The organism is Cyanobium sp. NIVA-CYA 375 (genome assembly GCF_056108345.1).
This window is the reverse complement of the sequence record NZ_JBSYHW010000126.1, coordinates 1-3,761: the sequence shown is the minus strand read 5'-3', so window position 1 is coordinate 3,761 and position 3,761 is coordinate 1. Positions and strand designations below refer to the sequence as shown.

Genomic DNA, 3,761 nt, shown 5'->3' with positions numbered 1-3,761 from the left:
CCGCTCATGGCGCTACCCTTAATCAAGGCCGCCTGAATGGCAGCCAAGGAGTGACAACTTTCCTGAAAGTCACCGTCTTGCAGAAGCTTGTTCTCTTTCTCGAGCTGCCTCGTTCGCTGCTCGATGTCGTAACGGGTCGCCAGTTGACCAACTCCTACAGACAAGACTTCGTTTACGCCAGCAAGCTCCCCCGGATGTACTGATCAGAGGGGTGACAACTTCCTGAAACCGGGGGCTCGGTGCAACCAAGCGCCGTTGCCTGCCAAGGGGGTTGGGGCGTTGTCGCAAGTGGCTTCCTGAGCTGGTGAGGGCCTCACGAACTGCAGCCCGGTTCAGCCCGTTGGCGGCCGGAGCTCCTCCAACAAAACCGCCAGGGCTTCACTCAGTTGGAGCCGGTTGCGGGAGGTGTCTGCGAGGAGGAATCGACATTGAGCAACAAGGCATCCATTCTGGATTCGAGCTCGGCGAGCCGTTCGTTCTCTTTCTTCAGCAGCCTCAAGCGCTTCTCGCTGGCGAGCGATTCGATCCTCAGCCTCTCTGTTTCTTGCTCGATGTCGTAAACGGGTCGCCAGTTGACCATCGCCAGCAAGCGCCGCCAGGGCGGCAAAGTGGAGACCCATTCCGACCTTGTCAAGGGTCGCGATGTCGCCGAATTTGAGGAGGTTGTCATTGCCGTAGTTCGTAGTGAACGAAATCAGGAGGAGCAGGGCACCAGCAACAAGGGTTGACCAGCCCTGGCGATCCAGCAGCCGAGGGGGCGGTGCTGAATCGGGTCGCCCCGAAAGGCTTTGAACATCTGTCATCACCGTAGCGAGCCCTCGCCTTCCCGATCAACCCACAGTACACCTGTACTGCCGCGCAGGTCCTCCGTGTTTTCACGGGTTTTCCGGCCAAGCGCCTGCGGTGGGCATGCTCTTGCGCCCCCGCCCCCTCCTGGCGGGCACCAGCCCCCCCCCCTCGGCTTTACCCCTCCCCCACAACCCACACCCGCAGCCCCGCCGCGCGCGCAGCCGCCGCATCCGCCACCGCCCTGGCGTCAAACAACCAAGCGGGCTGACGCATCACCGCCGCCAGGGCTGGCCAATCCAGCAGCCGGAACTGCTGCCACTCGGTGAGCAGCAACACAGCATCCGCACCACAAACGGCGGCACAAGGATCCGCGGCCGGCTGCCACACCCCCTCGCCCTCTGAACCCACAAGGGCCTCCACCCCCAGATCCGCGGCGATCTGCTCGGCGCTCACCTTGGGATCAAAGATCGCCAGCTGAGCGCCTTCTTCCAGCAGGTCGCGGCAGATGCGGATGGCCGGGGTTACTCCTGCGGACAAGCCTGCGGCTACGCGGGGTGTCGTTGGTGTCGGCTTTGAACGCGAAACCCAGCACGGCGATGCGTTTGCCCGTCACGGTGCCAAAGAGGCGGTTAACCACCAGCCGTGCGATGCGCTGCTGCTGCCAGGTGTTGAGCGCCACCACCAGCTGCCCTTCGGCGGCTACCTCGTGCAGGCCGTAGTGGCCACAAAGGTACACCAGGTTGAGGATGTTTTTCTGGAAGCAGCTGCCGCCAAAGCCGGGGCCGATGGCGCGGGCCACCTCCTGCACGTCGGCACCGGTGGCTGCGCAGAGGGCGGCGATGCTGTTGATCGAGCTGATGCGCTGGGCCAGGAAGGCGTTGGGGGTGAGCTTGGAAAGCTCACTGCTCCAGAGGTTGGTGCGCAGGATGCGCTCGGCTGGCACCCACTGGCTATGGATCGCCACCAGTGCTTCTATCGCAACTGGATCCTCACCGCCGATTAGCACCCGATCGGGGGTTTCGAGATCGCTGATGGCGGTGCCTTCCGCCAGGAACTTGGGGTTGGAGAGCACCGCAAAGCTCCTGCGGCCGGAGGGTGTATTGCCTTCTGCGGCGCTGAAGATAGAGGTGATCACCCCGGCGGTGGGCACCGGCAGGGTGCTTTTCTCCACCACGATCGTGTGGCTCTGGGCGCAGGCTGCCAGCTGATGGATCGATCCCCTTTCTCCCGTCAGGCCGGCTGCAGCACAGGGGTGATCGGCAGCAGGGTCAGGGTCGTGCCGACCGGCTTGCCTCGCTCATCGAAATCGACGATCAGGTTGTCGCTCACTGCCTCAGAGCTGCTGCTCACCCGATCGGCCAGCTCGATGGTGAGGGTGTTGGGTTCCGGGAAGGTGCGGTTTTCATGGTGCGGGGGGTTGCATCAAAGGGCCTGGATGAACGTGTCACTGTCCAGTCCGGCTTGGCGCAGAACGCTGGCGAGGGTGCCGACGGCCAGGTCCCGCCGGTGCAGGGGAACCACACAGATCACTGCAGCTGTACTGCCATCGGCCTTGGTCGTTGTTTTGCGAAGCACCAGGTGACTACCTTTTTGACGCACCTCCTCGAAGCCCAGCCGCTTCAGGGCTGCCACCACAGCAGCAGCGGGAAGGCGCGGGAGCTTAGGCAACGCTCACCTCAAAGGTGGTGAGCAGCCTTGGCGCCAACGCCGGCTGCGGACACTCCTCCAGAAACAGTTCGGTGGCCTCCCGCAAGTTGGCCAGGGCTTCTTCCACGGTGTCGCCTTGACTCACGGTGCCCACCTCCGGGCACTCGGCCACATACACCTCTTCCTCTCGGTGAAGGATCGCCGTGAGTCGTTGGGCGGTGGCGGTGCTCATCGGCGTTGAGCGAGATGCCTCCAGTCTGGAGCTTCTGGGCAGGATCAGCCGGCCAGGAGGCGAAGAAGGCTCGGAATCGTTTCAGGCGGTGATCCGGCGGGCGTTGCAGTCAATCAGCGTCACCTGGATGGGCGGGAAGCGAGAGGCATTGGGCGGGACTCCGCTCGCAGCCAGAAGGTGCTGGCGCCTGGGGGGTGAGCTTGGGCCGTTGTCGCCAAGGGCTTTCTGTGCTGGCCAGGGTCTCACGAACTGCAGCCCGGTTCAGGCCTTTGGCGGTTTGATCCCCTCCAGCAGCACCGCCATGGCTTCACTCAGTTGGAGCCGGTTGCGGGAGGTGTCTGCGAGGAGGAATCGACATTGAGCAACAAGGCATCCATTCTGGATTCGAGCTCGGCGAGCCGTTCGTTCTCTTTCTTCAGCAGCTTCAAGCGCTTCTCGCTTTCGAGCGATTCGATCCTCAGCTTCTCGGTTTCCTGCTCGATGTCGTAGACGGGTCGCCAGTTGACCATCGCCAGCAAGCGCCGCCAAGGCGGCAAGGTGGAGACATAGTCCGACCTGCTCAGAGGCCGGGAGGGTGCGGAAGCGGGGGAGGTTGTCATTGCCGTAGTTCGTTGTGAACGAAATCAGGAGCAGCAGGGCGCCAGCAACAAGGGTTGACCAGCCCTGGCGATCCAGCAGCAGAGGGGGCGGTGCTGAATCAGGTTGCCCCGAAAGACTTTGAACATCTGTCATCACCGTAGCGAGCCCTCCGCATCCCAATCACGCCACAGTGCACCTGTACTGCCGCGCGGGGCCTCCGTGCTTTCACGGGTTTTCCGGCCAAGAGCCTGCGGCGGGCACCAGCTCCCCGGATCAAGGCCCACCCGCTGGCACCAACCCCTCACGCCACCGGACTAACAGAAGCCCCCCGCCCAATCGCGTAATACGTCCACCCCAGCTCCGCCAAGCGCTCGGGGTCGTACAGATTCCGCCCATCAAAGATCAGCTTGTGGCGCAGGTCGCCTGCCAACTGATCGAAATTGGGAGCCATAAACCGCTTCCATTCGGTGCAGATCACCAGGGCATCGGCTTCTTCTGCGGCTGTGGGGTCGTA

The 3,761-nt window shown here is 63.1% G+C and carries 7 protein-coding genes and 2 pseudogenes; 2 read left to right on the top strand and 7 right to left on the bottom strand.

Annotation, left to right across the window (positions count from 1 at the left end):
- The coding region (locus AC01FP_RS16385; protein ID WP_474481734.1) for a hypothetical protein at positions 1 to 203 on the top strand (203 nt) is incomplete at its 5' end.
- Positions 204 to 382: 179 nt separating this feature from the next.
- Here the strand turns inward: AC01FP_RS16385 and AC01FP_RS16380 are convergent.
- Positions 383 to 580: a hypothetical protein gene (locus AC01FP_RS16380; RefSeq protein WP_474481733.1), complete on the bottom strand. Its 198-nt coding sequence runs from the start codon at positions 578 to 580 to the stop codon at positions 383 to 385.
- Here AC01FP_RS16380 and AC01FP_RS16375 point away from each other — a divergent pair.
- A complete protein-coding gene (locus AC01FP_RS16375) occupies positions 573 to 728 on the top strand; it encodes a hypothetical protein (protein ID WP_474481732.1) in 156 nt (51 codons plus the stop codon). The genes AC01FP_RS16380 and AC01FP_RS16375 overlap by 8 nt on opposite strands.
- Before the next feature lie 235 nt (positions 729 to 963).
- On the opposite strand, the pseudogene AC01FP_RS16370 reads toward AC01FP_RS16375, so the two are convergent.
- From AC01FP_RS16370 to AC01FP_RS16345, 6 genes and pseudogenes are all read right to left on the bottom strand, one after another.
- Positions 964 to 2,032: pseudogene (locus AC01FP_RS16370) on the bottom strand (UDP binding domain-containing protein); the annotation flags it as partial.
- A pseudogene (locus tag AC01FP_RS16365) lies at positions 2,020 to 2,169 on the bottom strand (DUF2283 domain-containing protein); the annotation flags it as partial. The pseudogenes AC01FP_RS16365 and AC01FP_RS16370, both read right to left, overlap by 13 nt.
- A gap of 42 nt (positions 2,170 to 2,211) precedes the next feature.
- Positions 2,212 to 2,421, bottom strand: a complete 210-nt coding sequence (locus AC01FP_RS16360) for a type II toxin-antitoxin system HicA family toxin (RefSeq protein ID WP_474481731.1) — start codon at positions 2,419 to 2,421, stop codon at positions 2,212 to 2,214.
- A 28-nt stretch (positions 2,422 to 2,449) separates the two neighbouring features.
- Complete coding sequence (locus tag AC01FP_RS16355) at positions 2,450 to 2,668, bottom strand: type II toxin-antitoxin system HicB family antitoxin (RefSeq protein WP_474481730.1); 219 nt, start codon at positions 2,666 to 2,668, stop codon at positions 2,450 to 2,452.
- Positions 2,669 to 2,979: 311 nt separating this feature from the next.
- Positions 2,980 to 3,186, bottom strand: coding sequence for a hypothetical protein (locus tag AC01FP_RS16350; protein WP_474481729.1), 207 nt, complete (start codon positions 3,184 to 3,186; stop codon positions 2,980 to 2,982).
- Positions 3,187 to 3,548: 362 nt separating this feature from the next.
- Positions 3,549 to 3,761, bottom strand: a 213-nt coding sequence (locus AC01FP_RS16345) for a UDP binding domain-containing protein (protein ID WP_474481728.1), incomplete at its 5' end; no start/stop codon positions are given.

Bases quoted from the DNA above. Each gene is read 5' to 3' on its own strand.
- AC01FP_RS16380 (WP_474481733.1), bottom strand. From the start codon at position 580: ATGGTCAACTGGCGACCCGTTTACGACATCGAGCAAGAAACAGAGAGG.
- AC01FP_RS16355 (WP_474481730.1), bottom strand. From the start codon at position 2,668: ATGAGCACCGCCACCGCCCAACGACTCACGGCGATCCTTCACCGAGAG.